Raw genomic sequence first — 18,570 nt, forward strand, 5'->3', positions numbered from 1 at the left:
ATGGTCAGCTGACGGTCCACTTGCAGGCCGTCGCGCCTCCATATCCGACGATCACGCCGGCGTTGTTGATGTCCCGCGCGTACGCGAACTGAGTGCCGCTGGGAAACCCGAGGTCGAGCTCCTCGCCCTCGTTGCTCCAGCGGTACGGGACGTTCTGGTTCGGGGTCGTGCTCCACCCGACCGTCACACCGTGGTCGTTGATGCTCCACGGCGTGAGGTTCGGGCCGAACTTGGTCATCGACCCGTCGAGGTTCCAGCGCACGCCGAAGGACCCCTCGTTCCAGAACTCCGCGGTGCCGACCACGTCACCGTTCCGGTTCACCGCCAGAGCCGCGGACTCGGCACCGTCTTCCAGCCTTTGCAGCGTGGTCACGGTGCCGCCGGGGTTCCACCGCACCGCCAGGCGGTTCATCCCCGGCCCGGAGACCACCCCGGTCGCGTACCCGTTCGGCGACGCGCCCGTCACGCGGCCCCTGGTGGCGCCCTCCGGCAACTTCAAGGTGGCGAGAACGCCGTTCGGCCGCCATCGCACCGGGATCTCGCGATCGTTGTCGCGGCCCGCCGCGGTGCCGTAGACAGTGCCGACGTCGTCGATCGCAACCGCTGCCGCGGACCAGAAGCCGAACGGCACGGACAGCACCGCATACGTTCCGTCCGCGTTGTAGCGAAGGGCCCTGCCGCCGACGTCAGGACTGGTGCCGGTGGCGGTGCCCGCGGCGAGACCGTTGTTGTTGATCGCTTCGAGCTGAGTGTGGCGATCGGCCGGTCCGGCGAGCTCGGTCACCCCGGCGCCGTCGTACTTCACCGGCCGGTTGAACCCGGCCCTGTTGGACGTCCCGACCGCGACGCCCGAGTCGTTGATCGCCGCGGCGCCGCTGCCGGTGGAGCCCGGCAGGCCGCCCAGGTCGGTGATCGTCGTGGCAGCGTGAGCCTGTGGCGCGGCGATGACCGACGCCAGAAGTGCTGCGGACAAAGCGAAGGAGAGTCTTCGACTCATTCCCAATCCCCCAAGTTCGTGAGCCATGCGGTGGTCACGATATAGAGGGAACGATCGCGTTGGCCAGGTCACCGGGCAACGCCACGACGACCCGGCCGGTTCGTCTCAGCTGACGATCCACTTGTACGCGGTGCCCCAGACCGATCCCACGATCACGCCGTCGTTGTTGATGGCCAGCTTCTCGATGCTGGGAGCGAGCGAGAGGAGACCGAGATCGAGCTTTTCACCCTCGCGGGTCCAGCGGAACGGGCGCCACTGGCCGTCGGCCCAGCCGTATCCGACAGCAATGCCGTGGTCGTTGACACCTGTCGGCTCGTCCATGTGGCCGTACATGTTCATCGACCCGTCTGCGTTCCAGCGCACGCCGTACGGCCCTCCGCCTCCCGGGAGATCAGCGGTACCGACCACGTCACCGTTGCGGTTCACCGCCGATGCGCGGCTCCTGACGCCGCCGGCCGGCAGCGGGAGCACGGTCACGCTGTGGTCGGGGTTCCAGCGCACCGGCACCCAGTCCTGCCCAGGACCGTAGACGAATCCGGCCGCATACCCGTTCGGTGAGGCGCTCGCCACGCTCCCGCCGGTGAAACCCGCCGGCAACTTCATGGCGGTGAGGGCGCCGTTCTGCCTCCAGCTCACCGGGATCGAGTTGTCGTTGCGCGCGGCCACGCCGTAGGTGATCCCGTTGTCGTCGATCCCCGCTGCCCGCGTGTAGTTGTAGCCGAACGGAGTGCTGAGCACCGAGTACTTCCCGTCCGGGTCGAACCGGATGGCATTGCCACCGACGCCGGGAAAGGTGCTGGTGCCCACGGCTGCCCCGTGGTTGTTGACCGCGGTGAGGCCGACGGACGCGCCGTCCGGTCCGACGAGCTCGGTCACCCGGCCGCCGTCGAACTTCACCGCGCGAGTGACGTCCCTGACGATGGAACTTCCCACCGCGAGGCCGGAGTCGTTGATCGACATCGCCCGGTGGCTGTGGCCTCCCGGCAGGCCGACGAGGTTGATGATCGTCGTGTCCGCGTGCGCCGGCGCCGTGCCGACGACGGTGGCCAGTAAGGCTGTGGACAGCGCAAAAGAGAGTCTTCGACTCATTTCTTCCCCCAGAGTTCGTGAGCCAAGCGACGCCCACGCTACCCAGAGCTCGATCGAGTCGGCCACCCGTTCGTGCAACCGCTGCGCGTGAGAGTGCGGCGGAACGGCCGCACTCTCCACGGCGGAGTGTCAGTTACCGGCGTCCAGCCATTGCCGCAGGCTGGTCGGCTGCAGCTGCGCCCCCGCGTTCGGCACGAGCTGCTTGCCGGTCAGGAACGTGCCGAAGTACTTGGCCTGCGGGTCGCTCACGACCTCGCGCTCGTCCTTGCGCCACGTCAGCACCGTGCGGATCCAACCGTCCATTGTGAACTCTTCGGGCCCGCCGATCTCCAGCACGCCGTTCACCGGCTCGGTCGCGGCGGTCCTGGCGACCACCGCGGCGACGTCCGAGGCCGCGATCGGCTGGACGCCACCGTGCGGGAGGTGCACCGCGCCGCCCTGCTCGGCGGAGTTCGCGATGGCGCCCGCGAACTCGAAGAACTGGGTGGCGCGGATGATCGAGTACGTGAGGCCCGACTCGGTGATGAGCTTCTCCTGCGCTACCTTCGCGCGCAGGTAGCCGGACTCGGGCAGTTCGTCCGTGCCGACGATCGACAGCGCGACGTAGTGACCGACGCCCGCGTCGGCGGCGGCCTTGGTCAGGTTCGTCGTGGCGGTGGTGAAGAAGTTCATGACGTCGTCGTCGGCGAACGACGGCGAGTTCGACACGTCGATCAGCACGTCGGCGCCCTGCAGCACCTCCTCGACGCCTTCTCCGGTCAGCGTGTTCACGCCGCTGTTCGGGGAGGCGGGCACGGCGTCGTGGCCGTGCTCACCGAGCCGCTTCACGACCTGGCTGCCGATCAACCCGGTGCCGCCGATGACAACGATCCTCATGGGTCCGTCCCTCTCGTGAGCCCGCCGCGTGCGGGTGTTCACGAGCTAAGACAGGACAGCCCCCGAAGTTGTGACAGGCCTACCTGAACGCGGCCAGCTTGTCGGGGTTGACCAGCCACAACACCTGGTCGATACCTTCGCCGGAGGCCGTCACGGTGATCACGGCGTAGGTGCCGGAGTCCCTGCGCAGCCGGATGGCGGTGAGCCCGTTCGCCTCCACGAACGACGCCTCGGCGCCGGCCCAGAACGACGGCGCCCAGCCCGAGATGATCTTCGCCAGGGAGGCCGCGCCGACCAGCGGACGACCGGCCGCCCGGATCGCGCCGTTGCTGTCGGACCAGCTCACGACGTCCTGCGCGAACAGCTTCTCGAGTCCGGCCAGGTCACCGGCCTGCGCCGCCGCCACGAACGCCTCCAGCAGCTTGCGCTGGTCCGCGCGTTCGACGGGCACGCGGCGTTCGTCCGCGAGGTGCTTGCGCGCCCGGCTGACCAGCTGCCGCGTCGCGACCTCGCTGGTCTGCACGATCTCGGCGATCTCCCGGTAGGGGTAGTCGAACGCCTCGCGCAGCACGTACGCGGCCCGTTCGGTCGGGGTCAGCTTCTCCAGCAGCATCAGCACCGCGAGCTCCAGCACCGCGCCCTGTTCCGCACCGACCTGCGGGTCGGCGGAGGTGTCGACGGGCTCGGGCAGCCACGGCCCGACGTAGGTCTCGCGGCGGGCCCGCGCGGTCTGCGACTCGTTGATCGCGAGGCGGGTGATGGCGGTGGCCAGGTACGCCTCGGGGTTCAGCACGGCGGCGCGGTCCGCGAGCTGCCAGCGCACCCACACCTCCTGCACGAGGTCCTCGGCGTCGGCCACGCTGCCGGTCATGCGGTAGGCGATGCCGAACAGCCTCGGCCGGGCCGCCGCGAACACCGACTCGGCCTCGTCCAGCTGCTGCGTCATCCGCCACCCCTTCTCCCACCGGTCACCGTAGCGCCGATGGGAGAAGGCGGTGATGTGGCGCCTCACACGGATAGGGCGTGTGTCGAAGTCGGGTTCGATGAGAGTCGCGCTTGAGGTGGTTCCTGGTGGTGCGGCCGGACGGCCCGCGTACCGGTGTTGTACGTGGGTCGTCCGGCCGTGCCGCCAGGGGCCGCGTCGGGCTCGGCTGTCGCGGACCGGACTTCGACACAGGCCCTAGTCACAGCTCCAGCGCAGTGGTCCCGAACCCGACTTGCTGAAGAGCGTTTCGTCGTCACCCGCCACGAACAGCTCCGACACGCCGGAAACCCCGCTCGGCAGCGGCAGCTCGGTCTTGAAGGTGGTGTCCCGCCAGATCGCGGCCTTGCCCGTCAGCGATGACCGCTGACCGGTGACCAGGCCGCCTCCGGTGATCGTGTACGCGGACGCGGCGCCCGCGATGCGCTTCACCACGCCGTTGCCGTCCCACAGCAGGGCCTGCGCGTTGGGCCACGAGCCTTCGAGCTGGTAGCCGACCACCTTGCCGCCCCGGATCGCGTTGACGACCTGGCGCTTGCCCTGGTGTTCGAGCGGCGTCACGACACCGTTGCGCCACAACAGTCCGCCGTTGCCGGTCGGGTGGCTGAGCAACACCGTTCCGTCGTCGTCCAGGTCCTCGCCGCGGCCAACGGAGTGTTCGATGATCTGAGGCGCGGCCCCTGGCGTGGACGCGGTCCACAGGACCGTCACCGCCACGCCGTCGGAGAGCCGCGTGGCGCCGCCCAGCACGTCGCCGCGTTCGTTGATCTTTCGCGGGACGTCGATGCGGTAGCCCTCCAGACCGGGGAGCTCGGTGATCGTTCCGGTGCTCTCGTGCGCACCGGAGTACAGCACCGCCGCGGTGCGGTCCGGGAAACGGCCGAACATCAGCACGGTGCCTGACCGGTTCTCGTCGGACACGTGCAGGTTCTTGAGGTTCTCCACCTCCTGAAGCACTCTCGGCTGTCCGCCGGTCCAGAACACGGCGTCGTACGAGTTGTCCGTCGAGCCCTGCCGGAGCGCGTTGCCCGAGTAGTTGCCGTTGCTGTCCGTGCCCTTCACCGTCGTGAACCGGGCGTCGTACCCGGACGGCACCGGCACGTTCGACACGACCCATTCGCAGGCTGCCTGATCGGCCACCGCCACAGGTGCCGTGAAAGCCGTGCACGCCAAGCCAATTGCAGCGACGAGCGCTGATCCACGCATCATTGATTCCCCCAGAATCACGTAGACGACGGGACTACTCATACACCAAATCCGGATGCGGAAGACCCGCTTTGTGCTCAAACTGACGCCGTGATCACCGAACGCCCCAGCCCTCCGATGCAGGCGGGCGAACGCGAGACCCTGCGCGCGTTCCTCGACTTCCACCGCGCCACGCTCGCGATGAAGTGCGACGGCCTGTCCGACGACGACCTGCGCCGCCGCTCGATGCCGCCGTCCACGCTGACGTTGCTCAGTCTCGTCCGGCACATGGCCGAAGTGGAGCGAACCTGGTTCCGCAAGGTCATCAACGGCGAGGACATCCCGCTGGTGTGGTCGGACTCGGGTGACTACCAGGTGGCTTACGACGCCTCGGAATCCACGCGGTCGGAGGCGTTCGAGGCGTGGCAGGCCGAGGTCGAGCACTCGCGCCGGATCGAGCGCGAGGCCGAGTCGCTCGACGTCACGGGCTATCAGCCGCGGTGGGAGGAGCACGTGTCGTTGCGGCTGGTGATGAACCACCTCTGCCACGAGTACGCCCGGCACAACGGTCACGCGGACTTCCTGCGCGAGGGAATCGACGGCGTCACAGGGGCATGAGGCTCCGCCGCCACGACGGCCGGGCCGAAGAACTGCGCGAGCCCTTCGAGGTGGAGCTTCTGTCTTGAACCGATCCAGCCGTTCGGTCCGCGAGGCCGGCTGCTCTCCCCGGGCCACCACCCTCCACCCAAGACGGTTCAGTTCCCGGTCGTGGCGGGTATTCCCGGTCACGAACCCAGGAGGTGACCGTGCTCTTCCACGTGCGGATGGACGTTTCCCTGCCCTACGACATGGACCCCAACGATCGCGCCGAGTTGGTCCGAGCCGAGAAGGACCGGGAGTTGGAACTGCAGAAGCTGGGCGTGTGGCCGCATCTGTGGCGCGTCGTGGGCCAGTACAGCGACATCAGCGTCTTCGACGTGCCGTCCAACGACGAGTTACACGCGTTCCTGTCGTCGTTGCCGCTGTGGGAGCACATGCGGATCGAGGTGACGCCGCTGGCGACGCACCCCTCCGATCTGGCGGCACAACCGTGATTTACCGCTGACTGACCCGTGCAAGGGCTGCGGCAAGAACTGGGCCTACACCTACGTGTGGGACTTCTACGCCGCGCAGCCCGGCAGCTTCAACTCCAGCGCCGCCATGGTCGTGAACGGGTCGCGTGACTACAGCAGCAACGTCAACGGGACCAACAAGCAGCACGTCTGGTCCAAGGGCACCAACGCCCTAACCAAGTGCACGCGTGCGTGCGGCGAGGTGTGGGGCGACGGCAACGTCTACTGGGGACGGACCGACGAACGCTGCTGAGCCGTAACCTCCAGAGCATGGGGCTGCGGTTGTCGGTGCTGGACACGTCACCGATCGTGCGGGGGTCGACGCCGCGCGAAGCGTTGCGCAACACGGTCGATCTCGCGGAACTGGCGGAAGAGCTGGGGTTCTACCGGTACTGGGTGCCGGAGCACCACGGCATGCGAGGGGTCGCCAGTTCCGCACCGGCCGTGCTCGTCGCGCACCTGGCGGCCGTGACTTCCCGCCTGCGCGTCGGTTCCGGCGGTGTCCTGCTGCCCAACCATCCGCCGCTCGTGGTGGCCGAGCAGTTCGGCACGCTCGCGGCCCTGCATCCCGGGCGGATCGACCTCGGCGTCGGTCGTGCACCAGGCGGTCCGCCGTCCGTTGTTTCGGCTTTGCGCCGCAGCGACCGGCCGTACCGCGATCAACTGCGAGAACTGCAGGCGTCGCTGAACCCGTCGGACACCGTCGCGGTACCGGTCCAGGGCGGCAACGTGCCGGAACTGTGGTTGCTGGGCTCGTCTCCGAGCACGGCGACGCTGGCCGCCGAGCTGGGCGTGCCGTTCGCGTTCGCGCGGCATCTCAGTCCGGAACTGACCTGCGCGGCGGATCTGGTCAGCGTCTCCGTCATCTGCGCCGAGGACGATCAACGGGCCGAGTGGCTCGCCGGGCCGATCAGGACGAAGGTGCGCCGCAGGCGAGAAGGCAACCGAATCCTGTTGCCCAGCCCGGAGGACGTGGCCGCGCTCCCCGACGACGGCCGCGTCCTCGTCGGTGGCCCCGACACGATCGCACGCAAGCTCCAGGCGGTGCTCGACGAAACCGGCACGTCCGAGCTGATGATCACCTCGCCGATCTACCACCACGCGGACCGGCGCCGGAGTTACGAGCTGATCGCCGCCATCGCCGGCGATCTCGAACCCGCCGGGTGAGGGCCGCGATCCCCCGGCAGGATCGCGGCCGCTCCAGTCAGCCTCGCTGCGCCCGCTGGTACAGCGGAGCCGTGATCCTCCAGCTGAACTGGGCCCCACCGAGGTGCCGGACGCCCTGACCGGGCGCGACCCACTGGCCGTTCGCGTCCAGGTGGAAGCTCTGGATGTTCACGCCCACAACGGCGTTGCCGCTGATCCTCGGCCCGCCGCTGGAGCCGCCGCCCATGTCGCACGGCACGCCCCACAGGTTCTCGTCCGCCGGCTGCTCGGGGTGGCCAGGGTTGTGGGCGGGCGTACCCCAGCACTGCGCGAGCCGCTGACCGGTGAACTCCGGCCTGCCCTGGTGGCCGGGCTGCCCGGCGGCGCGCGGGTAGCCGTACTCCCGTGCGAACCGGTCGGCCGGCCGGTCGAAGGCGATGTTCTCGCTCACGCCGGACGGCTTGTCCAGCACCAGGAACGCCTGGTCGTACTCGGACTGCTGGTCGTCGGTGATCCAGGTCCTGTTCACGATCGCCCTGCGCACCACGAACTCGCCGAACGGCCGGGCACCGTCGCGAAACCCCGGCACGAAGAGCATCTTCGAGTGCCACCTCGGGTCCTGGCCGATCAGGTTCGCCGTGTGGACGCAGTGCCCGCCGGTCACCGCCGTGCGCTTGTTAGCGCTCACCACAACGGTCGCCGTGCAGCTCGAGTCCTCGCCGTCTCGATCGACGAAGAACAGGCGGCCGATGGACCTGCTGTTCGGAGCCGGTGCGCCGGTCGGGTCGTCGACGGCGGGCGTTCCGGGTGGCGCGGACGGCCCGGTCGGCATCGCCGCGATCCGTTCCGGTGTCCAGTAGGCCACCACACCGTCCGTGTCGAGATCGTGCACGACCACGTCGGAGTCGGGAGGAGAGGCCGCCGCCAGGCCCGGCGCACCGAGGAGCAGCAGCGCGACCACGCTGAGTATTCGCATGCAGCCGACCGTGGCAGTCAGTTGTGAGGATCTTGTGCGGAACGAGTCCTCATCCCGTGCGGCGGCGGCACGAGTGACTATGTTGCGACGCATGGGCATGTGCGTGCTGGTGGCCGAGGACAACGTGATGCAGGCCGACATGCTCGGGAGATACCTGCGTCAGGAGGGCTACCGGGTGCGGATCGTCCACGACGGATCCGCCGCGCTCGACGAGATCCGCCGCGATCCGCCGGATCTGCTCATCCTCGACGTGATGATGCCGAAGGTCGACGGGCTCGAAGTCGTGCGGACGTTGCGCAACGAGACGGAGATCCCGGTGCTCATGCTCACCGCGAAGTCCACGGAGGACGATCTGCTGCACGGCCTCGACCTCGGCGCCGACGACTACGTCACCAAGCCCTACAGCCCGCGCGAACTGATGGCCCGCGTGCGCACGTTGCTCAGGCGCGTCCAGCGCACGGCCGCGAACGACATCGCGCTCGGCGACCTCGTCATCGACCCCGACCGCCACGAGGTGCGGGTGCGCGGCGACGCGGCCGAGTGCACCGCGTCGGAGTTCCGGATCCTGCACACGATGGCGGCGAGCCCCGGCAGGGTGTTCAGCCGCGCGCAGTTGCTCAGCGCGGTGCACGGGCTCGACGGGTACATCACCTCCCGCACCATCGACGCTCACGTCATGAACCTGCGCAAGAAGATCGAGGTCCTGCCGCGCAAGCCCGCGTACCTGCTGACCGTGCACGGCGTCGGATACAAGCTGGTGGACGGGTCCGGTGCATAGCGTCCTGGCGCGGCTGCTGGCCGCGTCGGTGCTCGTCGCGCTCTGCTCGATCACCGCGACCGCGTGGCTCGCCGCCCAGAGCACGTCGACGTCGATCAGGCAGGAGCTCGGCAACGCGCTGGCGGGGGACGCCGCCACGTACCGGGAGCTGATCACGTTCGCCGTCGAGCACCGCGACTGGAACGGCGTCGCGCTCAAGCCCGGCAAGGGCCGGCTGATCCTCACCACGGCCGATCGCAGGGTCATCTCCGACACCGGCACGAACCTCGACCCCGGCCAACTGCCCGCCGTGCCGTCCGCAGTGATCGACCCGCTGGAGCTCGACCTCGCGCAGGCACCGGACTCCCCCGCCGACCGGATCGACGCCAGGATCGCCGGCCCGTTCCAGCTCACCGAGCGCGAGAAGGGCAGCCTCGCCCAGGACGCGGAGGTCTACCAGACGCGCTGCCGGAATCCGGGCGAGGCGGCGCAGGCGGAGACGACGCCGACGACCGCCTGGGGCCGCCCGATCGTGAACGTGGACAGGACGACCGCCGCCCCGTCCACGCCGTCCTGCACCGAGATCCAGACCCGGTTGACCACGCTCACCCTCGGGGAGTCCGCCGCGTTCAACGAACTCGACCTCCTCGTCAACGACTGCCTGAAGCAGCGCGGCCTGCCCGCCGAGCGGATCAAGATGAACGCGTCGTGGCAGCCCACCGCCACCAACACCGAGTGCCTGGTGAACGCGCGCAGGACCCAGCTCCGGCCCTACGTGGCTCCGCCCGCGCTCCTGTTCGTCACCGATCCCGCCGGCAAAACGACCCAGGCGACCGTCGTGAGGTTCGACGTCGGCCGGATCGTGCTGGTCGCCGCGATCGTGCTGGTGCTGACCGTCGGGGTCAGCGTGGTCGTCGCACTGCGGATGACCAGGCCGTTGCGCACGCTCACAGCCGCCGCCGAACGGTTGCGGCACGGCGACGACGCCCAGGTCGACATCCGGTCCCGCAGCGAGATCGGCCAGCTCGCGCGGGCGTTCAACGACATGGCCGCGCACCGGGCCCGCACCGACGCCCAGCGCAAGGCCATGACCAGCGACATCTCGCACGAGCTGCGCAACCCGCTCGGCACGATCCGCAGCTGGCTGGAGGGTGCCCGCGACGGCATGGTCGAGCTGGACCGCCCGACGCTCACGTCGTTGCTCGACGAGGCCCTGGTGCTGCAGCGGCTCATCGACGACCTGCAGGACCTCGCGCTGGCCGACGCCGGTGAGCTGCGGCTGCATCCCGAGCCCGTCGACCTGCGGGACCTGTTCGACCAGCTCGTCGCCGCACATCCTGGTCTCGTCGCGGAGGGCGGCGGGGTGGTGCACGCGGATCCGGTGCGGCTGCGGCAGGTGCTCACGAACCTCGTCACCAACGCCTTCCGCTACACCCCCTCCGACGAGACGGTCCGTCTCGTCTCGTCGGGCGGCAGGATCGTGGTGAGCGACACGGGTTCCGGCATCTCCGCCGAGGATCTGCCGCACGTGTTCGACCGGTTCTGGCGCGCGGACCGCTCCCGCACCCGCGACACCGGCGGCAGCGGGCTCGGTCTGGCGATCGTGCACGCGATTGTGAGCGCTCACGGCGGCACGATCACGGTGGACAGCGCGGTCGGGCGCGGGACGACGTTCACGATCACGCTGCCGGCACGCTGAGCGCACATCTTCCTCACAACCGCCCGGCAGCATCGCCGCCATGAATCCCAGGCTGTTGATCGGCGCCGCCGTGCTGCTGCTCTCCGCGTGCGGCCAGGCCGCGCCTCCCTCGTCCTCGAACGTCGCGTCCTTGCAGTCCTCCGGTGCCGTCGCGCCTTCTTCCAGCGCGGCGACGCCCAAAGACGACGGTCAGCCGCGGTTGCGCATGGACATGACCGAGGAGGAAAAGCAGCGGCTGTACAACGCTCACACCGCCTGCCTCGCCGAGAAGGACCCGAACGCGACGGGAACCGGCCCCGGTCCCTCCGGCACCCTCCGGCCCGCGCAGTACAGCGACGAGGCGTGGAAGTTGTGCGCGAAGACGTGGCCGCTGCCGCCGTGGGAGATGGACTCCAGCAATCCGACGTTCGCCGACAACTGGCACAAGAACGTCCAGTGCCTCAACAGCCGTGGCATGAAGGTCATCGAGACCGAGCCCGGCAGCTGGACCTACGACGGCGAGCAGACCCTGCCGGAGGACCAGCGCCGCAAGATCGAGGAGGACTGCGAGCAGGAAGTGTTCGGCGGAGGGCGTAAGTGAAGCGGTGGATCATCGCCGGCGTCGTCGCTCTCGTGCTGGTCAGCGGGGTGTTAGCGCTCACCTGGACGCGCCGCGCGCCCGCCCAGTCCTCGCCACCACCGGCGCCCCGGACCGTCGCCGTGGTGAAGACAGACCTGACCGACGTCCGGGAGTTCAAGGCCACCCTCGGTTTCGGCGCCTCGCAGGAGGTGACGGGACGACGGGCGGGCACGCTCACCTGGCTCCCCGCTCCTGGCGCGGCCGTCGATCGCGGTGCCGCCGTGTACAAAGTGGACAACCGTCCCGTGTGGTTGTTCTTCGGGGACACCCCGTTGTGGCGCAAGCTCGACAAGGCCGGAACCAAGGGCCCGGACGTGAAGATCGTGAAGGACAACCTGGGAGCTCTCGGCTACAAGCTCGGTGGAGCACCGGACGAACTGACGCAGGCCACGATCGACGCGGTCAAGCGGTGGCAGAAGGCCGAGAAGGTCGAGGAGAGCGGCGTGATCGACCCCGGTGACGTCGTGGTGCTGTCCGGGAAGGTGCGCGTCGAGTCGGTCACCGCGAAGCTGTCGGCGTCCGGGGAAGGCTCGCTGATGAGCGTGACCGCGACCGGCAAGGCGGTCGACGCCTCGATCGACGCGCGGCAGGCCGAAGTGTTCAAAAAGGACCTGAAGGTCACCGTCGTGCTGCCCAACGGCACCGAGACCGCCGGAACCGTGCGGTCGGTCAGCACGGAGGCCAAGTCCGAGAAGAACGGCAACGGCGAGGAGACCCCGGTGATCGCCGTCGACATCGGTCTCGACACCGAGGTAGGCGAGTTCGACTCGGGCCCGGTGCGGATCCGGCTGACCAGCACCGCGCGCCAGGGCGTGCTGGCCGTGCCGGTGACGGCGCTGCTGGCGTTGCGCGAGGGCGGTTACGCGGTGCAGACCGAGGAAGGCGGGCTCGTCGCGGTGAAGACCGGCCTGTTCGCGGGCGGACTGGTCGAGATCAGCGGCGGTGGCCTCAGCGAGGGCATGCGGGTGGTGACGACGTCGTGACCCCGGTTCTCCAGATCCTGGACGCCGTCAAGGAGTACGCGGGCGGTGTGCGCGCTCTCGACGGTGTTTCCCTGACGCTGCACGAAGGTGAGGCCGTCGCGATCGTCGGCCCCTCGGGTTCGGGCAAGTCGACGTTGCTCAACCTGCTCGGCACGCTGGACCGCCCGTCCAGCGGCACGGTGAGGCTGGACGGGCACGACATCTCCACGCTGTCCGACCGGCAGCTGTCGGCGTTGCGCGGGCGGCGGATCGGGTTCGTGTTCCAGCAGTTCCACCTCGCGGACGGCCTCACGGCCATCGACAACGTGGCCACCGGCCTGCTCTACGCGGGCACCCCGCGCAAGTGGCGTGCCGCGATGGCGACCGAAGCGCTGACCCGCGTGGGATTGGGTCACCGACTTCGGCACCGGCCGCACGAGCTGTCCGGTGGTGAACGCCAACGCGTCGCCATCGCGCGCGCCGTGGTGAACCGGCCCGCACTCGTGCTGGCCGACGAACCGACGGGTGCGCTGGACACGGCGACCGGGCGCGCGGTCCTGGACCTGCTGCTCGACCTGAACAGCGAGGGCACGACGATCGCGGTGATCACCCACGACCGTGAGGTGGCGGCGAGGCTGCCACGCCAGGTGGAGATCAGGGACGGCCGCATCCGCGCGGAGGTGACGGCGTGAGCGTTCACACCGCACACCGAGCCAAGTCCGCGAACCCCCGTGACGTCACACCCACCCGGCTCAGCCCGACCGATCTCCTGCTGCTCGGCCTGTCCCCCTTGCGGACCAGGCCGATGCGGGCCGTGCTGTCCGCGCTCGGCATCTCCATCGGCATCGCCACGCTCGTCGTGGTCACCGGCATCCCGGCGTCGAGCCGCGCCGCGCTGATGGAGGAGTTCGCCGCGCTGGGCACCAACCTGCTGCGCGCGGAGGCCGCCACCGGCACCGGCAACGAGGTCGCGTCGCTGCCACCGGACTCCGTCGCGATGGTCGAGCGCATCGGCCCTGCCGACCAGGTCAGCGCGGTCGCGAACACGCACGCCGTCATCCGCCGTTCCGACCGGATCCCGGACTCGGAGACGTCCGGGCTGACCGTGCTGGCCTCGAAGCTCAACCTCCTGGACACGCTCAACGGCCACGTCCGGACCGGCACGTTCCTCACCGAGACCACCTCGAAGTTCCCGACCGTCGTGCTGGGCGACATCGCCGCTGCCCGGCTCGGCATCACCGCCACGGACGCCCAGGTCAGGATCGACGACACGTGGTTCACGGTGATCGGGATCCTCGCTCCCCTGCCGCTCGCGCCGGAGATCGAACGGTCGGCGCTGGTCGGCTGGGAGTCGGCGAAGGACCTCGGTTTCGACGAGCGGCCCACCGTGCTCTACCTCAGGGCGCGGGAGCCGTCGATCGACGACGTGCGAGCGGTGCTGCCCCAGACCGTCTACCCGGAGCAGCCGTCCCAGGTGCGGGTCAGCCGCCCGTCCGACGCGCTCACGGCCAAGCGGCTCACCGAGAACACCTTCTCGGCGCTGATGCTGGGCCTCGCCGGGGTGGCGTTGCTCGTCGGCGGCATCGGGGTCGCGAACACGATGGTGATCTCCGTGCTGGAACGCAAGCGCGAGATCGGGCTGCGCCGGGCGTTGGGCGCGAACCGCGGTCAGATCAGGACGCAGTTCCTCACGGAGTCTGTCGTGTTGTGCCTGCTCGGCGGCGTAGCGGGCGTGTTGTTAGGGCTAACAGGGACGGCCGGCTACGCGTTCGCGCACAACTGGCCCGCGGTGATCCCGATCGAGATGGTCCTCGCCGGGCTCGGCGCGGCGGTCGTGACGGGCGTGGTCGCGGGGGTCTATCCGGCCGTGCGGGCGTCGCGGCTCACCCCGACGGAGGCGCTCGCCGCGCCGTGAGAAACACCTCGTGCTCGAATGTCGACTTCCAGGGATCTCGTTCGTCCTCGGAACGACGACTGGAGGGCACGCATGCACTACATGTTCCTGATCTACAACTGCGAGGACCGCCCGCACCCCGGTGACCCGCGGTTCGAGGAGATCCTCACGCGGGTCAACGCGTTCGCCGACGAGTGCCGGCGCCGGAACGCGTTCGTGTCCGGTGACCCGCTGAAACCCGTCGCCACCGCGACCACGGTGCGGGTGCGGGACGGCAAGGCGCTGCTCACCGACGGCCCGTTCGCGGAGACCAACGAACACCTCGGCGGCTACTACCTGCTCAACTGCCGCGACCTGGACGAGGCGCTCGAGCTGGCGGAGATGATCCCGCAGGCGCACTTCGGCGCGACGATCGAGGTGCGCCCCGTCGACCACATCCCCGGCCTGAACCACGGGGTGGCATGAGCGACCTCGCGTCTGCAGCGGTCGAACGGGTGTACCGCGAGCACCGGAGCCGGATGCTCGCGGCGCTGGTGCGGGCGCTGGGCGACTTCGAGCTGGCCGAGGACGCGCTGCAGGAGGCGTGCTCGCAGGCGTTGCGGAAATGGCCACGTTCACAAGTTCCGGACGATCCGTTCGCCTGGCTGCTCACCGTCGCCCGCAACCACGCCCTGGACCGGATCCGGCGCGCCAAGATGGCCCGCACCAAGCTGCCGTCCGCGCCCGAACCGGTCGCGATGACCGAGAAGCAGCTCGTCGACCTCGGCGACGAGCGTCTGAGCCTGATCTTCACCTGCTGCCATCCCGCGCTGGGCGAGGACGCGCGGTTAGCGCTCACACTCCAGGCGGTAGCAGGATTCACGGCGGCGCAGATCGCGCGGACGTTCCTCGTCGCCGAGCCCGCACTGGCCCAGCGGCTGGTCAGGGCCAAGCGCAAGATCCGCGACGCCGGCATCACGTTCGAGGTGCCCGCCGACCACCTGCTGCCCGAACGGCTGCAGGGCGTGCTCGGGGTGCTCTACCTGATCTTCACGCGCGGCTACACGACCGCGGACGCCTCGCTGCGGCTCGAAGCGTTGCGACTGGGCAAGCTCGTGGCGACGCTGATGCCCGACGAACCGGAGGCGCACGGCCTGGTGGCGTTGATGTTGCTGCACAACTCGCGCAGCGCGGCCCGGATCTCTTCCGACGGTGACCTCGTGCTGTTCGAGGACCAGGACCGTTCGCTCTGGAACGTCGAGGAGATCTCGGAGGGCATGGCGCTGCTCGACCGGGCGCTGCGGTTCGGCTCACCCGGCCCGTACGTGCTGCACGCCGTGATCGCCGCCCTGCACGTGCAGGACCCGGTCGACTGGACTCGCGTGACCGCCCTGTACGCCGAACTCCTCGCGGTGGCACCGACTCCGGTGATCGAGCTCAACCACGCGGTCGCCGTCGCGATGGCCGACGGCCCCGCGGCCGGGCTCTCTTTGATCGACGGGATCAGCGGCCTGGACTCCTACCACCTGCTGCACTCCGCCCGTGCCGACCTGCTGCGGCGCCTGGACCGGCGCTCCGAAGCCGTTGCCGCGTACCGGCTCGCCCACGACCTGGCGGTCACCCCGGCCGATCGCCGGTTCCTCGCCGCCCGCCTGCGTTCCCTGGAGGTCCCCTGATGCGGCTGCACGTGCTCGACCACGGCCACCGGTTGCCGGCCAGGATGTTCTTCGGTCTGACCGGGCTGGTGTCGCGCGTCCCGATGTCCGACGTGCCGAAGACCCTGTTGTACCGCCCGGACTTCTTCGGCGCGGTGTTCCTCGATCTGAGCGCCGAGGCGATGCGCGGGCCGTCGTTCTGGACAGCGGGCGAACGCGAGTACATGGCGCAGCGCACGGCTGAACACCTGCGATGCCCGTACTGCGCCGTCACGCACACCGAACTGGTCAAGATCGCCGGTGATCCCTCGCCATTGCGCCCGGAACTCGTTGCGGCGCTGGCATTCCTGGAGAACCTGACGCTTTCGGAAGACGTACCCGCCGACGCGATGACGGACGCGTTGAACGTCAGCCTGATCTGGCAGGTGGTGAACCGGCTCGCGAACGCGTTCGGGTTCGCGCTGCTGCCCGGCCAGATGGAGTCGGGCACGCGGTCGCTGCACCGGTTCGGTTACCGGTTCCCGCGCTTCCTCACCGGCCCTGGTTCCGGCTCCCCCGCCGAACTCCGCCGTGCCGTGCTGGAGGCCCCTGCCCGCACGACACCCGAGCTCAGGCAGGCGGCAGCGGCCGGTGACGCCTGGGGTTCCTACGCGGCAACGGTTCGCACCGCCTCCTACCGCCTCACCGACGAGGACATCGCTCGTCTCAAGCAGGACCACACCGAGGACGAGATCTTCGAGGTCACCATCGCCGCAGCCGTCGGCGCCGCGCTCGACCACCACGACAAAGGTCTGGAACTTCTTCGCGGCTGATGTCGAGATCGGTCCCGCTCGCTCGTCCTTCGCTCGTCAGTCTCGACAACCGAAGGAGCGATCGACATGTCCGGACAGGTCAACTGGTTCGAACTGCCCGCCGAGGACACCGCGCGGGCAAGGGCGTTCTACGCGGGCGTGTTCGGCTGGGAAACCAGCCAGATGGGCGAGGACTACCACTTCATCACGAACGGCGCGTCCGGCGCGATCGCGGTCAAGGACGCCCAGCTCACCCAGCCGCGGATCTACTTCCACACCACGGACATCGACGCGTCCGTGCGCAAGGTCGCCGACCTAGGCGGCAAGAGCGACGACGTGCAGACCGTGCCGGACGTCGGCCGCATCGCCCACTGCTCGGACGACCAGGGCACCCCGTTCAGCCTGTACGAGCCGCAGGCCTGACTCCTGCCCAGCGAGGCGTGCCGAGTTCGTCCGTCCTCTTCGGACTCGGCCGCCGCCGGGTTAACATCGTCCTCATGCCAGACGTCGGCGTCCTGTCCGCACACCTGCTCTCGGGCTTCCAGAAGGAACTCTTCACCCGACTGGCCGAGGCGGGCCACGAGCACCTGCGCCCCCGCCACGGCGCCGTATTGGCCTACATCGCCGGCACCGGCACACGCGCGAGCGAGCTGTCCGAGCGTTCCGGCCAGCACAAGCAGGTCATCGGCACGCTGATCGACGAGCTGGAACGCCTCGGCTACGTCACCCGCCAGCCCGATCCCGCGGACCGCCGGGCCAAACTGGTCGTGCCCACCGACCTGGGCCGCGACCAGATGGTCCAGGCGCGAAGGATCATCGCGGACATCGAGAACAGGCTCGCCCAGTTGGTCGGTCCCGACCGGTTCGCCGAGTTCAAGGCCGTCTTCACCGAGATCGCGCGCGCCCACTAGCCGATCACGATGTCCTCGCGGTGCAGGCTCAGGAACTCCTTGAGCGTCAACCACCCCGGCACGAGCGCACGCGTCTGCCCGATGTCGCGCCGCGGCAGGATGTGCGTGTCGAACTCGGTGTAGTACTGGAACATGTTCCCGATCTCCACCGCCTCCCGGAAGCCGAGCGCCCGGAAGTCGTTGTGGGACAACGGCTCATACGTCACCGCTTCGCCCAGCACCTCACTGAACGCCGCCGCGACCTCCTGACCGGTGAGATGCTCGACGCCAAGCCCGATCGTCTGCCCGATGGTCGTCTCCGGATGCTTGAGCACGCTCACAATCGCCTTTCCGATGTCCTCGGCGGCGATCCCGGAGATCCGGCTCTCCCCCATCGGCAACGACAACTTGAGCGAACCGTCCTCCGCACGATGCGGCCCCATGCCACCCAGCAGGTTGTTCCAGTAGAACGACATCCGCACGTACGTGGTCGGCAACCCGGCCTTCTCGAACAACGCGTCCGCCTCGCCACCCTTCACGTCGAAGTGCGGCACCTTGTACTTCTCGTCCAACGTCGGCATCCGGTCGTCGTCGAGCGAGATCACCTCACGCGTGTCCTCCAACGTCGACCACACGACGTGTTCGAGACCCTCGACCGCGGCCACGAGGTTCTGCACCTCTTCGAATTCCTTGGCTGCCGACATGTGCGTGAAGAACGGCGTCACCAGGTACGCGCCGTACGCCCCTCCGAACCCCTTCCGCAGGCTCTCCACGTCGTACAGGTCCGCAGCGACGACCTCGGCCCCCAACTCGGCAAGCTTCTTGGCCGCCACCGACTCAGGGTTGCGAGCCAGCGCACGCACCGCGAACTCCCCGTCGGCCAGCAACGCCCTCGCCACCGCACCACCCTGCTCGCCGGTAGCCCCCACGACAGCAATGATCTTCTTCTCGCTCATGCCTT

The 18,570-nt window shown here is 69.2% G+C and carries 22 protein-coding genes; 15 read left to right on the forward strand and 7 right to left on the reverse strand.

Annotated features, from left to right (window positions below):
- Nucleotides 1-4: 4 nt before the first annotated feature.
- From SK854_RS43185 to SK854_RS43205, 5 genes are all read right to left on the reverse strand, one after another.
- Nucleotides 5-997 (reverse strand): hypothetical protein, encoded by a 993-nt coding sequence (locus SK854_RS43185; RefSeq protein ID WP_319980973.1) that lies wholly within the window; start codon nt 995-997, stop codon nt 5-7.
- Between the two features lie 105 nt (nt 998-1,102).
- Entirely contained in the window at nt 1,103-2,086 is a 984-nt protein-coding gene (locus SK854_RS43190; RefSeq protein ID WP_319980974.1) for a hypothetical protein, read from the reverse strand.
- A 129-nt stretch (nt 2,087-2,215) separates the two neighbouring features.
- Nucleotides 2,216-2,962 (reverse strand): SDR family oxidoreductase, encoded by a 747-nt coding sequence (locus tag SK854_RS43195; RefSeq protein WP_319980975.1) that lies wholly within the window; start codon nt 2,960-2,962, stop codon nt 2,216-2,218.
- A 79-nt stretch (nt 2,963-3,041) separates the two neighbouring features.
- Entirely contained in the window at nt 3,042-3,908 is an 867-nt protein-coding gene (locus SK854_RS43200) for an RNA polymerase sigma-70 factor (RefSeq protein ID WP_319980976.1), read from the reverse strand.
- 234 nt (nt 3,909-4,142) lie between these two features.
- Nucleotides 4,143-5,084 (reverse strand): hypothetical protein, encoded by a 942-nt coding sequence (locus SK854_RS43205; RefSeq protein WP_319980977.1) that lies wholly within the window; start codon nt 5,082-5,084, stop codon nt 4,143-4,145.
- Between the two features lie 156 nt (nt 5,085-5,240).
- On the opposite strand from SK854_RS43205, the gene SK854_RS43210 reads away from it, so the two are divergent.
- From SK854_RS43210 to SK854_RS43225, 4 genes are all read left to right on the forward strand, one after another.
- Nucleotides 5,241-5,747 carry a DinB family protein gene (locus SK854_RS43210; protein WP_319980978.1) on the forward strand — a complete coding sequence of 169 codons (507 nt, stop codon included), beginning with the start codon at nt 5,241-5,243 and terminating at the stop codon, nt 5,745-5,747.
- Nucleotides 5,748-5,935: 188 nt separating this feature from the next.
- The gene (locus SK854_RS43215; RefSeq protein WP_319980979.1) at nt 5,936-6,223 is read left to right on the forward strand and encodes a muconolactone Delta-isomerase; all 288 of its coding nucleotides are present in this window, start codon (nt 5,936-5,938) and stop codon (nt 6,221-6,223) included.
- A gap of 55 nt (nt 6,224-6,278) precedes the next feature.
- Nucleotides 6,279-6,494 carry a hypothetical protein gene (locus SK854_RS43220; RefSeq protein ID WP_319980980.1) on the forward strand — a complete coding sequence of 72 codons (216 nt, stop codon included), beginning with the start codon at nt 6,279-6,281 and terminating at the stop codon, nt 6,492-6,494.
- Nucleotides 6,495-6,511: 17 nt separating this feature from the next.
- Nucleotides 6,512-7,408, forward strand: coding sequence for an LLM class flavin-dependent oxidoreductase (locus SK854_RS43225; protein WP_319980981.1), 897 nt, complete (start codon nt 6,512-6,514; stop codon nt 7,406-7,408).
- 37 nt (nt 7,409-7,445) lie between these two features.
- Here the strand turns inward: SK854_RS43225 and SK854_RS43230 are convergent, their stop codons facing one another.
- Entirely contained in the window at nt 7,446-8,363 is a 918-nt protein-coding gene (locus tag SK854_RS43230; RefSeq protein ID WP_319980982.1) for a trypsin-like serine peptidase, read from the reverse strand.
- A 97-nt stretch (nt 8,364-8,460) separates the two neighbouring features.
- On the opposite strand from SK854_RS43230, the gene SK854_RS43235 reads away from it, so the two are divergent.
- The 11 genes from SK854_RS43235 (at nt 8,461) to SK854_RS43285 (ending at nt 17,630) form a co-directional block, all read left to right on the forward strand.
- Nucleotides 8,461-9,141: a response regulator transcription factor gene (locus SK854_RS43235; protein ID WP_319981434.1), complete on the forward strand. Its 681-nt coding sequence runs from the start codon at nt 8,461-8,463 to the stop codon at nt 9,139-9,141.
- Entirely contained in the window at nt 9,134-10,819 is a 1,686-nt protein-coding gene (locus SK854_RS43240; RefSeq protein WP_319980983.1) for a sensor histidine kinase, read from the forward strand. The genes SK854_RS43235 and SK854_RS43240 overlap by 8 nt, the downstream gene beginning before the upstream one ends.
- Nucleotides 10,820-10,859: 40 nt before the next feature.
- Entirely contained in the window at nt 10,860-11,399 is a 540-nt protein-coding gene (locus SK854_RS43245) for a hypothetical protein (RefSeq protein ID WP_319980984.1), read from the forward strand.
- On the forward strand, nt 11,396-12,421 hold the full coding sequence (locus tag SK854_RS43250; protein ID WP_319980985.1) for a peptidoglycan-binding protein: 1,026 nt from the start codon (nt 11,396-11,398) through the stop codon (nt 12,419-12,421). The genes SK854_RS43245 and SK854_RS43250 overlap by 4 nt, the downstream gene beginning before the upstream one ends.
- The gene (locus tag SK854_RS43255; RefSeq protein ID WP_319980986.1) at nt 12,418-13,092 is read left to right on the forward strand and encodes an ABC transporter ATP-binding protein; all 675 of its coding nucleotides are present in this window, start codon (nt 12,418-12,420) and stop codon (nt 13,090-13,092) included. Before SK854_RS43250 ends, SK854_RS43255 begins: the two co-directional genes overlap by 4 nt.
- Nucleotides 13,089-14,315, forward strand: coding sequence for an ABC transporter permease (locus SK854_RS43260; protein ID WP_319980987.1), 1,227 nt, complete (start codon nt 13,089-13,091; stop codon nt 14,313-14,315). The genes SK854_RS43255 and SK854_RS43260 overlap by 4 nt, the downstream gene beginning before the upstream one ends.
- A 72-nt stretch (nt 14,316-14,387) precedes the next feature.
- On the forward strand, nt 14,388-14,759 hold the full coding sequence (locus SK854_RS43265) for a YciI family protein (protein ID WP_319980988.1): 372 nt from the start codon (nt 14,388-14,390) through the stop codon (nt 14,757-14,759).
- Complete coding sequence (locus SK854_RS43270; protein WP_319980989.1) at nt 14,756-15,949, forward strand: RNA polymerase sigma factor; 1,194 nt, start codon at nt 14,756-14,758, stop codon at nt 15,947-15,949. The genes SK854_RS43265 and SK854_RS43270 overlap by 4 nt, the downstream gene beginning before the upstream one ends.
- Nucleotides 15,949-16,740, forward strand: coding sequence for a carboxymuconolactone decarboxylase family protein (locus SK854_RS43275; protein ID WP_319980990.1), 792 nt, complete (start codon nt 15,949-15,951; stop codon nt 16,738-16,740). Before SK854_RS43270 ends, SK854_RS43275 begins: the two co-directional genes overlap by 1 nt.
- A 66-nt stretch (nt 16,741-16,806) precedes the next feature.
- Nucleotides 16,807-17,142, forward strand: a complete 336-nt coding sequence (locus SK854_RS43280; protein WP_319980991.1) for a VOC family protein — start codon at nt 16,807-16,809, stop codon at nt 17,140-17,142.
- Between the two features lie 74 nt (nt 17,143-17,216).
- Entirely contained in the window at nt 17,217-17,630 is a 414-nt protein-coding gene (locus SK854_RS43285) for a MarR family winged helix-turn-helix transcriptional regulator (protein WP_319980992.1), read from the forward strand.
- Here the strand turns inward: SK854_RS43285 and SK854_RS43290 are convergent.
- On the reverse strand, nt 17,627-18,565 hold the full coding sequence (locus tag SK854_RS43290; RefSeq protein WP_319980993.1) for an NmrA/HSCARG family protein: 939 nt from the start codon (nt 18,563-18,565) through the stop codon (nt 17,627-17,629). The two genes, SK854_RS43285 and SK854_RS43290, sit on opposite strands and share 4 nt — an antisense overlap.
- Between the last annotated feature and the right edge of the window lie 5 nt (nt 18,566-18,570).

This window comes from Lentzea sokolovensis, assembly GCF_033949975.1.
GTDB classification, from domain to species: Bacteria; Actinomycetota; Actinomycetes; order Mycobacteriales; family Pseudonocardiaceae; genus Lentzea; species Lentzea sokolovensis.